Source organism: Pseudomonas sp. SCB32 (assembly GCF_009189165.1).
In the GTDB taxonomy this organism is placed as follows: Bacteria; Pseudomonadota; Gammaproteobacteria; order Pseudomonadales; family Pseudomonadaceae; genus Pseudomonas.
In genome coordinates this window covers 1,020,278-1,037,356 of record NZ_CP045118.1, presented here as the reverse complement: position 1 = coordinate 1,037,356, position 17,079 = coordinate 1,020,278, and the positions used below count along the sequence as shown (strand labels likewise).

Annotated in this window: 5 protein-coding genes; all 5 read right to left on the bottom strand. The window is 63.1% G+C overall.

Annotation, left to right across the window (positions count from 1 at the left end; genetic code table 11):
* Positions 1-647 precede the first annotated feature (647 nt).
* The 5 genes from GA645_RS04890 to GA645_RS04870 all read right to left on the bottom strand — a co-directional run bounded on the left by GA645_RS04890 (position 648) and on the right by GA645_RS04870 (position 16,710).
* Positions 648-2,318, bottom strand: a complete 1,671-nt coding sequence (locus GA645_RS04890; protein WP_152220471.1) for a TolC family protein — start codon at positions 2,316-2,318, stop codon at positions 648-650.
* A 5-nt stretch (positions 2,319-2,323) separates the two neighbouring features.
* Entirely contained in the window at positions 2,324-3,628 is a 1,305-nt protein-coding gene (locus tag GA645_RS04885; RefSeq protein WP_372239779.1) for an HlyD family type I secretion periplasmic adaptor subunit, read from the bottom strand.
* Positions 3,629-3,635: 7 nt separating this feature from the next.
* Positions 3,636-5,825 (bottom strand): type I secretion system permease/ATPase, encoded by a 2,190-nt coding sequence (locus GA645_RS04880; protein ID WP_152220469.1) that lies wholly within the window; start codon positions 5,823-5,825, stop codon positions 3,636-3,638.
* Between the two features lie 231 nt (positions 5,826-6,056).
* Positions 6,057-6,977 carry an OmpA family protein gene (locus GA645_RS04875; protein WP_152220467.1) on the bottom strand — a complete coding sequence of 307 codons (921 nt, stop codon included), beginning with the start codon at positions 6,975-6,977 and terminating at the stop codon, positions 6,057-6,059.
* A 103-nt stretch (positions 6,978-7,080) separates the two neighbouring features.
* Positions 7,081-16,710, bottom strand: a complete 9,630-nt coding sequence (locus GA645_RS04870; RefSeq protein WP_152220465.1) for an Ig-like domain-containing protein — start codon at positions 16,708-16,710, stop codon at positions 7,081-7,083.
* Positions 16,711-17,079 lie beyond the last annotated feature (369 nt).

Genomic DNA, 17,079 nt, shown 5'->3' with positions numbered 1-17,079 from the left:
CCGACTCGTCTTATGACAGGAGCCCACCGATGGCAGCCCCCTGTTGTTATGCCGCTGCACCGAAGGGTGAGCACTGGCCTTGATCTACGTCAGTGCGACTCAGCGATTTGGGGGTAGGAAATGGACGGCGGGTATTACAAAGCATTTCAGAAATGCCTTTCAAGGCCCCGGCCTTTCATTTTTAACAAGATATTTTCTCAACCTGAGAAACAGTCGCGGCCCTAACTGATCAGAAAACGAACAATTCACGCGAAGTACGAAGGGGTATTTTCTGCCTGCCAAAGGCTTGCCCGTGGCTGCCATGGAATTGTGTCAGATCCATGAAAAACGCGGCTTTCAGCGCCGCCACGGGAAGCTTGAAAAGAGTCTGTGAAGCACTTGGCAAAGACCTTGCCATGATGGCGATCAAGAACCGTTGCGAAAGTCCTCGAAGCGCTGCGCGCAGCCTGCGACACATCGACGCACAACAGCATTTGCAAGGGTCAAACTGCTTCAAGTTGTGACGATCGTACTGGACGATCCAGACGCTCCTCGGCATGCCCACCCCACAATAGGGACGAGCTGACCCTCCATGACCACCGAAGCGGGCATGCCGGGAGGAAGTGGGAAAGTTAAGCGGGGACGGTCGTTACGCTGACCGCACGCGATCAGCGGGTGGCCGACTCACTGCCCGGCGCCAGCCAGGCCATCAGGCCGCTGGTCTGGGCGCGAATGCGCAGGTCGGAAGTGACCGAGCTGTAGTATGTATCCGACGCCTCGAGCTGATGGGAGTAGTACTCGTTCTCTGCAATCAGTACATCCAGCAGGGTACGCTTGCCCAGGTTATACCACTGGTCATAGAACATCTTGCGAACCCGATCGGACTCGGTCAGCAGCTGCTTGTAGTCGTTCACTCGGGATGCCGACAGGTCACGCTGCTGGGCGAGGTTGCGGATGGAGTACTCCGACTCGCGGCGAGTCGCTTCCATCTTCTGCTCGGCTGCGCTGGCCCGCGAATAGGCCGCACGCTGTGCTGCCGACGCCGAACCGCCGGAGAACGCCGTCCACTCGACCGCAAGACCGGTCGACCAGGGCACGTCGTTGTTGAGCATATTACCGCCCGCGCTGCGCCCTACAACCCAGTTCAGCTTCGGCATGCGCGAGGACTTCACCGAGTCGGCATTGGCCAGAGCCGCTTCCTTCTCATAACGCGCCTGACGAATAGCAGGCGTATCCGACAATTGTGCCAGCGCCTCCTCCAGGGGCATCGGCGCCCAGTCCCACTTCGCATTCGCCGGTACTGTCACGTCTTCGCCCACCAGCTTGGCCAAGGTGGTTTTCACCTCCTGAAGCTTGGACTGTACGGTGTCACGAGCGGTTTCCGCCTGCAGGAGGCGCGAGCGGGCCTGCACCGCCTCACTGGCACGGCCCGGGTCCACCTGCGCGATCTTCGACAGCATGTCCACCAGTTCGCGCATCCGGGTTACATAGCGATCGCTGATATCCAGCGCCTGTTGCTGGTGGGCCAGTTCGACCACCGCCGAGGCAGTGTTGTAGGCAACCGACACCTCGGACTGTGACATCGCTTCCTGCTGGGCATTCGCGGTGTTCTTGCGACTATCGATGGTGTGACTGATCGCGCCGAAGTCATAAATCGGCGTGGTCATCTGCACTGTCGTGCTGCCGCTGTTGTCGTAGTCGTTGCTCTTCTTGCTCTGCCAGCTTTTCGATGCAGCGCTGACCTGCACCTGCGGCCAGCGTGCGCCCTTGGCCTGGTCCACATCACCCTTGGCGGCCTGCCAGTTGGCGTCGGCCTGCTTCATTTCCGGACTGATCTGCAACGCGGTGCCCACCATCTGGCGCAGATAGGCCAGCGAAGCCTCCGAGGTGCCCAGGCTGGAAGCGGAAACACCGCTGCCTGCGCCGAATGACGTACCAGCGCCAATGCCCTTCGGCAGGCTCAGGTCCAGCGCGGGCTTCGTGACCGCTGGACGCACCTCGGGCGCTTTGGTCGGTTTGGCTTCGGTGACGGCAACAGTTACCGACTTGGCGAGATCAACAGCCGGAGCAGCGACAGGCTTTGCCACCAGAGCCTCAACCGCAGCAACGGCAGGCATTGCGGCGGGTGCCGCGGTGGGCAGCGCCGGTGCAGCACCGGCAGCGACCTGGGCTCGCTCCTTGGATGAGGAGTAGAAGCTCAGCGCCCCGGCATATTCATCCGCCGATGCGACGTTGGCACCCGACAGGGTCGCCAGCGTGGCCACGGCGGCGGCGAGCGCCGAGCGGCCGAAGCCGAACCGTTTACGAAGATTGTTGGGAGTCAGTTTGAGGTTTTTCATTTTCATCATCTCTCGCGGAAGGCCTCACGCGCTTTCAGCGCGGGCTTGAGTAAGTAATCCAGGATGGTTTTCTCCCCGGTACGAATCTCCGCGGTGGCGGTCATGCCGGGAATGATCGGGAAGTGCTTGTCGCCCTTGGTCAGCTCGGCCTCGTCGGTGCGGATCAGCACGCGGTAGAAGGAGGTATCCGGGCGCCCCTGGCGGGCCAGCTCGTCGTCCTTGATGGTGTCGGGACTGATGAGCTCGACCTTGCCGGTCAGGCCGCCGTAGATGGCGAAGTCGTAGGCTGAAATCTTCACGGTGGCGGGCAGGCCGGGACGCAGGAAGGCCACGTCGGCCGGGCGGATCTTGGCTTCCACCAGCAGGCGATCTTCCAGCGGGACGATCTCCATGATGTCCTGGCCCTGCTGGATCACACCGCCGATGGTGGTAACGCGAACGTTCTTCACGATGCCCTTGAGCGGCGCCGTGAGCGTGGTGCGCTTCATCACGTCTTCGCGGCCCGCAGCGTTCTCCACCGACTGGGCGAGCTCGCTCTCGACGCGGGTCAGATCGGCGTTGGCATCGGAGCGGTACTTGTTTCGGCGCTCGCTGATCTGCAGGTTGAAGTCGTTGGCCTGGCGGCGCATGCGCAGGATCTCGACGTCCGAGATCAGGCCCTGCTTGGCCAGCCGCTCGGAGACGGTCAGCTCACCATGGGCCAGCGACAGGCTCTTCTGCAGCGTGGCGATGCCTTCGTCCAGCGCATGCTTGCGAGCGTTGTAGGCTTCGGTCTCGGCACTGACGATCGACGGCACGGCTTTTACGTCATCCGGGAACACCAGCGGCTGGCCGTAGGCTTCCGAACGCAGGCGAGCCAGTTGGCCCTTGAGCGCAAGCGACTTGGATTGCGCTTCGCGGTAGCTCGCATTGGCGCGGGTCGGGTCGATCTTCAGCAGGACCTGGCCAGCCTCCACCACGTCGCCTTCCTTGACGTTCATCTGTTCGAGGATGCCGCCTTCCAGGCTCTGGATGACCTGCTCACGGCTGGAGGGAATCACCTTGCCCTCACCCTTGGTGATCTCTTCCACCCGGGCGAAGTAGGCCCAGACGATGAGGCCGGTGAACACCGCCGCAATCAGCAGCAGCACCACCGTGCTCGCCGTGGTCTTCTGGGCGATCAGCGCGGCCTGCAGGTCCGAGACGTAGGCGATATCGTTGTCGCGCAGACGCGCCACTTCCTTCGCATAGGGCGTGACCTTGGTCGCCAGCGCCGTCGAGGGTTCGACGACGGCGGGAACCGTCGCTTGCGTATTGGGGGTATCAGTCATGATCTGCTCACCGGGTAGTGGCCGGCGCCTTGCTCGGCGCGGGGGAGTTGTTGGCCTGCAGGGCGCGCAGCACTTCGTCCTTCGGGCCGTCGGCGACGATCTGGCCGGAGTCCACGACGATCAGGCGATCGATCTGCTCCAGCACCGAGAAGCGGTGGGTGACGATCACCACGGTGCGGCCCTGGGTGGCTGCTTCCAGGCGCTGCAGGAACAGGCGTTCGGTCTGCATATCCATGCCGCTGGTGGGCTCGTCGAGCAGCAATACCTGCGGGTTGAGCAGCAGCGATCGCGCCAGGGCGACCAGTTGCCGCTGCCCGCCGGACAGCGCCTGCCCCATCTCGCCCACCGGTCGATCGAAGCCCAGCGGGTGACCAGCCACCACCGAGTCCAGGCCGGTCAGTTGCACCACGCGGAGGATCTCTTCACCGGTTGCCGACGGATTGCCGATGACCAGGTTCTCGCGCAGCGAGCCGAAGAACAGCCGGGCATCCTGGCCGACGTAACCGACGATGGCGTTCCAGTCCGCCGGGTCGATCTGCTCGGCGTCGATGCCGTTGATCAGCACCTGGCCTTCCACCGGCTGGTACAGGCGCGCCATCAGGCGCAGCAAGGTGGACTTGCCGCTGCCGATACTGCCGACGATGGCCACGCGCTCGCCGTGCTTGATGCCCAGGCTGACGTTGTTCAGCACGGTCGGGCGCGGCTGCATCGGCGGCGCCGGGTAGGAGAACTTCAGCTTGCGCAGCGACAGGGTCGCGTTCTTCGGCGCTTCCAGGTAACGACGGTTGCTGTCGCGGACCGTGGGGATTTCCATCAGCTGGTTCAACGAGGCCAGCGCGGTCTTTGCCTGCTGGTAGCGCACGGCGAGGCCAACCGCACTGGCCAGCGGGGCCAGCGCCCGACCGGAGAGCAGCACCATGCCGACCAGGGCGCCCTGGGTCATGTCGCCGTCACCAATCCGGTACACGCCCCACAGCACCAGCACCACCGTGGTCAGCTGGGTGATCAGCGAGACCGAGTTGGCGGCCATGTTCGACAGCGCCTTGGTCTTGATGCCCGAGGCGGCCAGTTGTGCGCTGAAGTCTTCCCAGCGGCGCTGCATGCTGCCTTCGGCGTGGGTTGCCTTGAGGGTCTCGACGCCTTCGATGGCCTCGATCAGCAGACCGTGCTTCTGCGAGGCTTCGCGAAGGTTCTGCTTCATGTAGCGCGACAGCGGGAGCTGGATATAGGCGCACACCCCGATCAGTACGATCATCGAGCCCAGGGGCACCAACGCCAGCGGGCCGCCGATGATGAACAGCACGAAGACGAACAGCAGGCAGAATGGCAGGTCGGAAAGCGTCGCCAGCGAGGCCGAGGTGATGAAGTCCCGCACTGACTCGAACTCGCGGAACTGGTTGGCGAAGGAGCCCGCTGACGGCGGCTTGTACTCCAGCCGGACCTCCATCAACTGACGGAACAGCTTCGCCCCCAGGATCAGGTCGGCCTTCTTGCCGGCGGAGTCGATCAGGTACGCGCGCACCTGCCGCGAGGTGAACTCGAAACCGATCGCCATCACCACCCCGGCGGCCAGTGACCAGAGGGTGACGTAGGCCTGGTTCGGCACGACCCGGTCGTACACGTTCATGATGAAGAAGGTGCTGGCCAGCGCCAGGATGTTGATCAGGAAGGTCGCCAGCGCCGCGCTGTAGTAGAAGCGGCGGTAGTTCCAGAGGGTGGAGAACAGCCAGTGGCCCTTGCCCTCCTCCCGCGGGACTTCGGTGCGCGCATCGGGTGTCGCCTTGGGGCGCGCCAGCAGCGCGTAGCCCAGGTAGTTTTCCTGCAGTTCCTCCGCGCTCATGGTGATGGTGCCGCCGCCCGCTTCCGGCACTAGCAGTTCGAACGACTCGCCACGGCGGGCAACCAGGATGCGCGCCTCGCCATTGCGGAACAGCAACATCAAGGGGAACAGGTAGGACGACAGCTCGGCCGGGCGACGCTTGACCCAGCCGGCGCCGATACCGGCCTGTTCGAGCATGCGCACCACCAGGCTCGGCTTCAGGCGCTGGTCACGCGGCAGGCCGGCATACAGGGACTCCAGGGTCGCCGGTCGCTCGAAATGAGCGCACAACCAGCGCACACCCGCCAACAGGCTGTCACTTTCGGAGGACACGCCCAGATCGACGACAGAGGCCGTGGGCGTTGAAGAGGGATTCATGGGCACACCTTCATGGGCAAAGGGAGAAGCTGTGCGCATGTTAGAAATGCACCATTCCGCGCGGCATCAGAAAAGCCTGATTGGCTTGACGTACCTTTCCTTCACCGGATTAGCCGCATTGCACGGCAACGGGAAGGTAGCAACGGGAGGCGAAAAAAGAATCGCCAGGACCACGCGACATAAGCGCGGCCCTGGCAAAAGAGGTGGGCGTTACAGGAAAAGCAGGGAGCCTTACTGGTCGTTCTGCTGGCCCTGGATGACCAGTTCTACGCGACGGTTCGGTGCGTTACAGGCGATGTTCGCGGCATTGCGCGTACGGTCGCACTGCACCACCGGCTCGGCGCTGCCGCGGCCGCTGGCGTGCACCAGCTGGCTCTGGATACCGTTCTCCAGCAGGACCTTGCGCACGGTTTCGGCGCGAGCCTGCGACAGACGCTGGTTGACCGCAGCCTTGCCGATCGGGTCGGCATGGCCGATGACCTCGATACCGGTGACGTTCTCGTTCTTGCTCTTGATGTCCGCCACGACCTGACGCAGCTGGGCATGGCCTTCGCCAGTCAGGTCGTTGTAGCCACTCTTGCCGAACTTGAACAGTACGTCGCTGCGCAGGCTCAGCTTGGTCTCGGTCTGGCAGGGCACCACGGAGCTGGAGCGGCTGATCACGTGGATCTGGCGGCGCATGCCTTGCAGGCTCTGCTCGGCATCCTCGCCGGTGTGCACGATCGGGGTGCTGCCGGTCAGCGAAGCTTCCAGGATGTAGGTCTGGCCACCGTCGAGCTTGGCGTAGCTCTGCGGATTACGCTTGCCGGTGTACAGCGGCGCATCGCCGATGTAGGTCTCCAGCGAGTGCTCGCCCGCCGGGGTGCAGAACACGGTGTAGCCACCGGGCATCAGGGCGCTTTGCAGCTGGCTGTCGATGTAGACGTGGGCCGCGTCCTTGCCGTTGTCCTTGCCACGGAACATGACGATCTGCGCCTGCTGCGGAACGACGGACTCCACCTTCTGGTAGGTCTCGGCGTAGATGTCGCGGTCGCCGGCGGCGGCCAGGCTCAGCGGTGCGTGGAGGCTGGTCAGTACGGCCAGGGCCGCGATGGCCAGGGGCCATTGGCGCTTGGCTTGAGCAGCGCCTTTTGCGGAGATGATCGATTTCATTGGGATGATTCTCTGGTTGGCTCCGCCGCTTGAGGCAGAGCAAGCAAATAGGTCCGGAGCGGGAGGCGGGATGGGTATCCCGCCTCCCTTTCCAGGGGCTGCGTTAGACGATGGAGGCGGTCACGGCCTGCTTGATCAGGACTTCGGCATCCAGGTTGCTGTAGCTGTACACCTGGTAGGTTGCGCCACCGATGCTGGTGGTACCGGCGGCCTGCCAGGTCCCCGGCGCGGTGCCGTGGTCGTGCAGGTTGGCCAGTTGCACCTTGTCGCCAGCATCGCCGTCGACCATCACCTGAACCTTGCCGTCCTTCTGGAACATGTCGGTTTCGCCCAGGTGCAGCACGTCGTTGAGGGAGATCTTCAACGTGTTGTCGCCGGTGCCGGTGATGTCGAACTTCTCGATGCTGCTGATCTTGGCTTCGCCGTTGTCGCCGGTGAGCTTGGTCAGGTCCAGGACCTGATTCGCGCCGGTCAGCTTCAGCGTATCCATGCCGGAGCTGCCGAAGATGTGCGCCGAGTCCTGGGCGAAGTAGGCAACCGGGTCGACCACCATCGAGATGACGTCGTGTTCCGCCGTCACCTGAGTCACCGCAGAGGAGATGCTGGTGATATGCGTACCACCACTCTCACCCGTGATCTCGATACGGCCGATGCTGTTCCCATCTGTCTCATACCAAGTCCACTGGACGTCGGACTGACCGTTGGGGTTGGTCAGCGTGATCGTATCCAGCAGACTGCCAGCCACATCAAAGACTTTGACATACGCGGTGTTCCCCTTTTCGATACCGGTGGCTCCGATCTCCACTTTCGAGCGCGCCGAATCGAAGGTCACAACCGCTGTCTTGTTGTTATCTACAAACATGGAGCCGTTGTTGGCGTTCACCCACTGATTGCCGCCCCCCGCTGTCTTGGTTGCCGAACCACTGATGGTGAAATCACCGCTGGTACTGTGGTAACCGGCCAACGACGAGTCGCCTGTGAACGCGCCGTTGGTGAAGACCTGCGCTTTCCAGGACACGGCCTTGGTCACACTGGCCTCGTCGAAGAAGGTTTCCCAGTTATGGTCAATTAGCTTCTGACCAGACGGAGCGCTCGGTGCCAGTATGCTAGTGAAGTTGTCCAGCATGGTGCCGTGGGCACCCTGGTAGACGACTGCCTTGCCTATGTTGATGCCTTCCGGTGCGGTATAGGAGATCTGCTCGTAGTTGTAGGTACCACCACCGTTGTTGGTGACATTTCGGCTGAAGATCAGCGCACCGTTGGTGTCGTATACCTCCAGCTTCGAATAGTTGCCAGGAATCACTTCCTGGGTCTCAAGTCCCCACAGGTTATAGGCGATGGATTGCACCGGCTGGTCGAAGGTAAAGATCGCCGCCGAACTGTTGATCGCACTCGCTCCGCTACCGATATACAGGTAAGGCCCGTCCAGGTTGTGCTCCGGCGCACTCTTGATGGTGACGGTACCTTGCGAGGTCAGGGTGAAGTGCCCTTCGTCGCTGTGGTAGCCGGCGCCCGTGGTGGTATTGCCCACTTCGTCGGTGAAGCTGTCGTTGTAGCCTGGGGCGTGGTGGACCTGATGGAATTTCAGGGTATCGATGGTAATACCACCGCCAGGCTCCCCATACGAATCGACACCGTCGCCGTATATCTTCACCTGACCGATATCCACTCCCACCGGCGCCGAATAGCTGTAGTTCGCCGAGGAGGCGACGCCACCGGTTCCATCTGCCAGCACCATCCTGTCGGACAGGACCTTGCCGTCCACGTCATACACAATGACGCGGGAACCGCCTTGAGTGTTCTGCAGCCCACCGATATTGATGGAGAAGCTGTCCACCGGCTGGGTGAAGTTGATCTGGGCATAGTTGGTTGCCGGGTTGGAGATCCGCAATCCTACGTTACCGGTAGCATCTCCGGCAAAATGGGCAAGACTGTTGGAGTTGGAAGTGATGGTAATTCCACCCCCCTGATAGACCGGCTCACTGCCCATCTGGGCCACGTTGCGCTGCAGGTCATCGATCGCCAGCGTGGTCCAGCCCTCACTGTGAACCTGGAAGGCTTCGCTCGGCTTGCTGATCTGCCCTTCCGGAGTCACGATCTGCGCGGTGACCGCGAAGTCCCATTGGCCGCCCTGGACCTTGGTCTGCTCCGCCGGAACAGTGACGGTCAACTTACCCGCACTGATGTCGGCGGCGGTCAGCACCTGGTCATAGGTGGTGTCGCCCCAGACGATGTGCAGGGTGTCGCCCACCTTGGCATTGGTGCCAGTCAGGGAAACGTCCACGTCACTGCCATCGGCCGCCTTGGCGGTGGTGTAAACGCCGACTGCATCCGGGATCCCGGTAATGGTCGGTGCATTACCCGCGCTACCCAGGAAGCTCACATCCTTGCTGGCGACATCGGTCTGTGCCACGCCATTGGCGACGACACGTGCCTGGATGGTCCAGTCCGCAGTATGCGCACCAGCATCCACCGCCACCCAGTTGGTGCCGGTCGTGACGGCGTCGACCCAGGTTACGCCCTTGTCGAAGGACACCTGAACCTTCTGCCCAGTCGCCAAGGTCTGCTCGACCGTGCCATATACGCCACGCCCAGCCGAACCATCGGCCGTGATGAAGTCAGAGGCGTGCGCGAGGTCGATCGCGGTGTCCTTGCTCATGCTGGTGATGGAAACACTGTTGAGCTGCACCAGGTACGGATGCGAAGCCGTGATGGTGCCCGCGTTACCCGCCGCATCGTGCGCCACCAGGGTCGCATCGATCTCATGCGCTGCGTCATCCACCAGCTTGCTGCCAGGGACGTCCACGCCCCAGGTCCCGTCTGCCTTCACATCGGCGCTGTAGGTGGTACCGTCGAGCACGAAGGTCACCTTGTCGCCCGCGGTGAAATCACCGGTCACCTTGCCACTGATCGTCACGTTGCCCTTCGACTCGACCGAGCTGATGGCGTTGTCGCTGGTCACATTGTCGATGGTCAGCTTCGTGGAACCGTCATTCGGCCCCGTGTAGTCGGTGATGATGGTGAACGGATCGGACTTCGGACTGACGTTGCCGGCCTTGTCGGTCGCATCGACGGTGAACTTGTGTTCGCCTTCGCTGATCGGCGTGGTCGGGGTGTAGCTCCACTTGCCATCCTTGTCGGCAGTGGTGCTGCCCAGTTTGTCGCCGTTATCGTAGATGACCACGGTGGAGCCGGCTTCAGCCTTGCCCGACAGAGTCGGGGTGGAGTCGTCGGTCACGCCGCCGTTCTCGACCGGGCCCTGAATGCTGCCCACGTCGTCATAGACCGAATCGATGCTCGGCTTGCTTGGCGCGGTGGTATCGACGGTGAAGTCGAACTTCGCCGGGTCGCTCACCTGGCCAGCCTTGTCGGTGGCGATGGCCTGGATGCTGTGGGCACCGTCGGCCAGGTCGGCCTTGGGCGTGAAGGTCCAGTTGCCCTTGGAGTCCACGGTGGTGCTGCCAAGTTCGACGCTGCCGTCGTAGATCTTGACGATGCTGCCCGGCTTGGAAGTGCCCTGGATTTCCGGACGCTTGTCGTCAGTCACACCATTGGGCGCGATGTCGCCGGTGATGCTGCCCACGTCATCGATCACGTGGATGATCTGTACGCCCACCTTGGAGGTGTCGACGATCACGTCCAGCTTGTCGCCCTGGCCGCTGCTGTTGCCAGCCTGGTCCAGCACTTCGGTGGTGAAGGCGTGGTCGCCATCGGCCAGCGGAGTGGTCGGGGTGAATTCCCACTTGCCGTCGGCGTCGACGTCGGCTTCGCCGATCTTCGCGCCGTTGTCATAGATGATGACCTTGCCATTGGGCTCGGCATCGCCGCTGAAAGTGGGCTTGTTGTCGTCGGTGGTGTCGCCTTCGTGCAGCGGGCCGGTTACGTCGCCGACGTTGTCGGTGACGACCAGGTCGGTCACGTTGGACGGTTTGCCGGTGTCGACGGTGAAGTCCCACTTGCCGGTCGGGTCGCTGACTACGCCCACGGCGTTGGTGGCGGTGGCGTAGACCTCGTGCTTGCCGTCGGCCAGGGCGGTTGCCGGGGTGATGCTCCAGTTGCCCTTGGCGTCGGCGGTGGTGCTGCCGATCAGGACGTCGTTGTTGTCGTACAGGCGAACGACGCTGCCAGCCTGCGCGGTACCCGCGATGGTCGGTTTGTTGTCGTCGGTGACATCGCCCTTCTGCAGGAAGCCCTGGTACGGGCCTACGTCGTCATACACGCTGACGATGACCGGTGCCTGGGGCGCGGTGGCGTCGAAGGTGATGCTGTAGGTGTCGCTGGGCTTGGTGGAGTTGCCGGCCGGGTCGGTTTCCACCGCGGTCAGGTCATTCAGGCCCGAGACCAGCGGCAGTTCAGGTTTCATCGACCAGTTGCCATCGGCGTCCACGACGGCGCTGCCGATCTTGTGGTTGCCGGTGCTGTCCTGGGTGTAGACGGTGACGATGTCGCCAGCGGTGCCGGTACCGTGGATCACCGGACGCGGGTCGTCGGTGGTGCCGCCGTTATCGATGTTGCCGGTGATGGTGCCGACATGGTCTTCCACGCCGGTGATGGCCAGCTTGTCGGCATCCGGTGCGGTGTAGTCGGTGATGATGGTGAAGACGTCGGACTTCGGACTGGTATTGCCAGCCTTGTCGGTGGCATCGACGGTGAAGTCGTGCTGGCCTTCGCTGATCGGCGTAGTGGGGGTATAGCTCCACTTGCCGTCGGCATCGGCGACCACGGAACCCAGTTTCTGGCCGTTGTCGTAAACGACCACGGTGGAACCGGCTTCGGCTTTACCGGAGATGGTCGGAGTCGAGTCGTCGGTCACGCCGCCGTTCTCGATCGGGCCCTGGATGCTGCCCACGTCGTCATAGACCGAGTCGATGCTCGGCTTGTCCGGTGCGGTGGTGTCCACGGTGAAGTGGAACTTCGCCGGGTCGCTGACGTTGCCAGCCTTGTCGGTGGCAATGGCGGCGATGTTGTGCGGGCCTTCGGCCAGATCGCTGCCAGGGGTGAAGCTCCAGTTGCCCTTGGCATCGGCGGTGACGCTGCCCAGTTCGACGCTGCCGTCGTAGAGCTTGACGATGCTGCCCGGCTTGGAGGTGCCCTGGATTTCCGGACGCTTGTCGTCGGTCACGCCGTTGGGCGCGATGTCGCCGGTGACGCTGCCCACGTCATCGATCACGTGGGTGATCACCACGCCCAAGGCGCTGGTGTCGACGATCACGTGCAGCGGATCGTTCTGGCCACTGCTGTTGCCAGCCTCGTCCAGCACTTCGGTGGTGAAGGCGTGGTCGCCATCCTTGAGCGGGGTAGTCGGGGTGAATTCCCACTTGCCGTCGGCATCGACGTCGGCTTCGCCGATCTTGTTGCCGTTGTCATAGATGATGACCTTGCCATTGGGCTCGGCATCGCCGCTGAAGGTCGGACGGTTGTCGTCGGTGGTATCGCCGTCGTGCAGCGGGCCGGTCACGGCGCCCACGTCGTCAGTGACGACCAGGTTGGTGACATTGTCCGGGGCGCTGGTGTCGACGATGAAGTCCCACTTGCCGGTCTGCGGGCTGACCACGCCAACGTCGTTGGTCGCGGTGGCATAGACCTCATGCTTGCCGTCGGCCAGCGCGGCTTCCGGGGTGATGCTCCAGTTGCCGTCGGCATCAGCAGTGGCGCTGCCGATCAGGACGTTGTTGCCGTCATACAGCTTGACGGTGCTGCCAGCCTCGGCGGTGCCGTTGATGGTCGGCTTGTTGTCATCGGTGATGTCGCCCTTCTGCAGGAAGCCGGTGTACGGGCCGACGTCGTCGAGTACGCTGACGATGACGGGCACGCCCGGTTCTTTCGGGTCGAAGTCGAAGCTGTAGGGTTCGCTCGGCTGGGTGGAGTTGCCGGCCGCATCGGTTTCCACTGCGGTCAGGTCGTTCAGACCGACGTTCAGCGGGGTTTCCGGGGTCAGCGACCAGGTGCCATCTTCAGCCACGACGGTGCTGCCGATCGGATGGTTGCCGGCGATGGGGTCGTTGGCGTAGACGGTGATGGTGTCGCCGGCAGTGCCTTCGCCATGGATGACCGGACGGGAGTCGTCGGTCTTGCCGCCATTGGGGATGTTGCCGGTTACTTCGCCGACGTTGTCGATCACGCCGGTGATGCTCGGCATGTCCGGAGCGGTGTAGTCGGTGACGATGTCGAACGGGTCGGACTTCGGACTGGTGTTGCCGGCCTTGTCGGTGGCGTCGACGGTGAACTCGTGGGCGCCTTCGCTCAGCGGGGTGGTCGGGGTGTAGCTCCAGTCGCCGTCCTTGTCGGCGGTGACGCTGCCGAGCTTCTCGCCGTTGTCGTAGACGGTCACGATCGAACCCGCTTCGGCCTTGCCGGAAATGGTCGGGGTCGAATCGTCGGTGACGCCGCCGTTCGCGATCGGGCCCTGGATGGTGCCCACGTCGTCGTAGACCTGGTCGATGCTCGGCTTGTTCGGCGCGGTGGTGTCGATGCTGAAGTCGAACTTCGCCGGGTCGCTGACGTTGCCGGACTTGTCGGTGGCGGTGGCGCGAATTTCATGGGCACCCTCGGCCAGATCGCTGGCAGGGGTGAAGCTCCAGTTGCCCTTGGCGTCCACGATGGTGGTACCCAGCTCTACCTCGCCGTCGTAGACGGTGATGGTGCTGCCGGACTTGCCGGTTCCCTGGATTTCCGGGCGTACGTCATCGGTCACGCCATGGGGCGCGATGTCGCCGGTGATGCTGCCCACGTCGTCGATCACGTGGGTGATGGAGACGACTACGTCACGGGTGTCCACGATCACGTGCAGCGGGTCGTTCTGACCGCTGCTGTTGCCGGCTTCGTCGAGCACTTCGGTGGTGAAGGCGTGCTCGCCGTCGGCCAGCGGTTCGGTCGGGGTGAATGCCCACTTGCCGTCGTCGCCTACGTCGGCTTCGCCAATCTTCTCGCCGTTGTCGTAGATGATGACCTTGCTGCCCGGCTCGGCATCGCCGCTGAAGTCCGGACGGTTGTCATCGGTGGTGTCGCCATCGTGCAGCGGACCGGTCACGGCGCCGACGTCGTCGGTCACGACCAGGTCGGTGACGTTGGACGGAGCGCTGGTGTCGATGCTGAACGGCCACAGGCCGGTCGGCTCGCTGAGCACACCCACGCTGTTGGTGGCGGTGGCATAGACTTCGTGCGGGCCATCGGCCAGGGCGGCTTCCGGCGTGATGCTCCAGTGGCCGTTGGCGTCGGCGGTGGCGCTACCGATCAGGACGTTGTTGCCGTCATACAGCTTGACGGTGCTGCCGGCCTCGGCGCTGCCGTTGAAGGTGGGCTTGTTGTCGTCGGTGACGTCGCCCTTCTGCAGGAAGCCCTGGTACGGCCCTACGTCGTCATACACGCTTTCGATGGTCGGCGCGGTCGGCGCGGACATGTCCAGGGTGATGTCGTACGGCTGGCTGGTGGTGGAGTTGCCGGCTACGTCGGTCTCGACGGCGGTCAGCTCGTTCAGGCCGGAGTTCAGCGGCAGTTCCGGGGTCAGCGACCAGTTGCCATCTTCGCCCACGACAGTGCTGCCGATCGGGTGATGGCCGGTGCTGTCCTGGGTGTAGACGGTGATGACGTCACCGGCAGTACCGGTGCCACTGATGGTCGGATGCGAATCGTCGGTGGTGCCGCCGTTCTCGATGTTGCCGGTGACCAGACCTACGTCGTCCAGCACGCCGGTGATGGCCAGCTGGGAGGCGTCCGGAGCGGTGGTATCGATCTCCACGGAAATGACGGTCGGCTCGCTGGCGTTGCCGGCCGGGTCGGTGGCGATGACGGTGATGTCGTTCTTGCCTTCGGGCAGCTCCTGGGTCGGAGTGACGTGCCAGTTGCCTTCGTCATCGGCCTGGGTGTGGATCACTTCGCCAGTGGGGAAGGTGACGGTGACGTCCGCGCCCGGCTCGGTGGTGCCGTCGATGGTCGGCTTGGTCTCGTTGGTGATGTTGTCGCCCTTGGTGCCCGAATCGGACGCAGGGTCAAGCCAGGCATCCGGTGCATCCGGAGCCTGGGTATCGATCACCACGGCAATGACGGTCGGCTCGCTGGCGTTGCCGGCCGGGTCGGTGGCGACCACGGTGATGTCGTTGTTGCCTTCGGGCAGCGGCTGGGTCGGGGTCACGGACCAGTCACCATTGGCATCGGCGGTGGTGGTGACGACCTCACCGGTCGGGAAGGTGACGGTCACCTCGGCGCCCGGCTCGGTCTTGCCGTCGATGGTCGGGGTGGTGTCGTTGGTGATGTTGTCACCCTTGATGCCGGAATCGGATTCCGGGTCCAGGTGCGCTTCCGGCACGGCCGGCGCGGTGGTGTCGATCACCACGGAAATCACGGTCGGCTCGCTCTGGTTGCCTGCCGGGTCGGTGGCAATCACGGTGATGTCGTTGTTGCCTTCTGGCAGCGGCTGGGTCGGAGTGACGGACCAGTCACCATTGTCATCGGCCTTGGTGTGGATCTCTTCACCATTGGGGAAGATGACGGTCACATCGGCGCCCGGCTCGGTCTTGCCGTCAATGGTCGGCTTGGTGTCGCTGGTGATGTCGTCGCCCTTGATGCCGGTGTCGGAATCCGGGTCCAGGTGCACCTCGGGAGCCGCCGGGGCGATGGTGTCGATGATCACCGGAACGATGATCTCGGTCTGGTTACCGGCCGGGTCCTGCTCGATCACCTTGATGTCGTTGTTACCCTCGGGCAGCGGCTGGGTCGGCTGCGGAGCTACCCAGGTGCCATCCTCGGCCACGACGGTGGTCACGCTCTCGCCAGTGGGGAAGACGATGATGATGGTGTCGCCCGGCTCGCCGTTGCCATGGATGGTCGGCGTGTCGTCGTTGCTGTAGGTATGCTCGCCGTCGGTCTTGGCGCCTTCGATTTCAGCGGTCGGCGCGGCGGGAGCCGTGGTGTCGACGACGATGTCGACCACATTGACCGGGGCGCTGGGCTTCTGGCCAGGAACTTCCTGGGTGATGTCGATGTTGTGCGCGCCGTCGGCGAGATCGGGCGTGAACGACCAGGTGCCATCCGCTGCCACGGTGGTGGAGCCGATTTCCTGGCCGTTGTCGAAGATATGGATGATCGCGCCGGGGACGCCGTTACCGGAAATCTCCGGATGCGAATCGTCGGTGATGTCGCCGTTGTGCAGTTCGCCCTGGATCGGGCCGACATCGTCGATGGCCTTGATGTTGGTCGGTGCGGGGCTGGTCGGGGTGTCGTGGTGACCGCCACCGTCGCGGTTGTGGTGGATGATTGCCGCGGCAGCGGCACCTACACCGGCCAGGCCGAGCAGCCACGGCCAGAGAACGAAGCCTGCTGCGTCATCGAAGGTGGACGCCAGATAAGCGGCGCCGTCCGCCAGGGCATCACCGCCCAGCGCAATGGGAGCCGACTCACCGTCGGCCAGCAGCAGCGGGCCGCCGAAACCTTCGCCGTCCGTGCGGACGTAGGCATACAGCTGGCCGTCTTCGGCAACGCCGTAGAGCTGGCTGTCCATACCCTCTTCAAAGAAGTCAGTGATGGTCAGATCAGGCTCTTCACTACCTTCGAAACTGATCTGCAGATCCTTGCCAACACGCTTGACGGTTACGTTTTCCGGCGCAACGTCGCTGTTTTCGACCTGGAGAAGGTACTTGGTACCTGAGTGTGCCTTGATTTTTCCGCCTGCTTTGAGTGCAACCTTCTTGGCTGCGCTTTCGGTCACGGCGACAAGACCGATATTTTCAATTGCCATTTAAAACCCACCTCGGGAGGGACACGTTTTCGAGGTGAGAAGCTTAATTTTCTGCTACGAGCGAAAAGATCAGAACACTCTGACGAGACCGCCGGATATTCTGATCAGCCATATCAGACACCTGTGAAATCAGGCCCGAAACGATGGGATTCCAAGTCGATGCGAACTCGCAATAATGTCGCAAGGATCGACCTGGAGCAGCAGCGACAAGCGCAATGGCAAGCGAAGGATCAACCCTGTGCACTTCCGCACAAAGCCATCCCTTCTGTCTGAGCACCCTGCCGGGTGGAGCGCCTGGGTAGCCAAGAGCTCACGCGGGCACTGACGTGACGGCGAGAAATGACTGCTGTGAGCAGAAACGAAAAAGCC